The organism is Pseudomonas sp. AC463 (genome assembly GCF_979253585.1).
The window spans coordinates 1-238 of the sequence record NZ_CEEDDZ010001128.1 but is presented as its reverse complement, the minus strand read 5'-3'; the positions used below and the strand labels follow the sequence as shown (position 1 = coordinate 238).

Here is a 238-nt window from a genome sequence, read left to right as displayed (position 1 = left end):
GTGCCAGTGCAGCGAAAGTCTTCTTCAACATGGGAATTCCTTGAGAGATGAAATGAACAGCATTGCGGTGCAATGCCGAAACAGCTGAAGGATCAACGTCCGAAGATACGCAACAACGTGCGATCACGGTCGATGAAGTGGTGTTTAAGTGCAGCCAGACCATGCAGGACAGCAAAAATCACGATAGCCCAGGCTAGGTACTCGTGGATCAAACCGGCGACATCCCCCTGATTGGGGA

General features: G+C 51.3%; 1 protein-coding gene. It reads right to left on the bottom strand.

All coding sequences use genetic code 11. From position 1 onward, the window contains the following. Window positions 1-92: 92 nt before the first annotated feature. Window positions 93-238: cytochrome b (locus AC0IYH_RS33815; RefSeq protein WP_471838832.1), on the bottom strand; the 146-nt coding region annotated here is incomplete at its 5' end.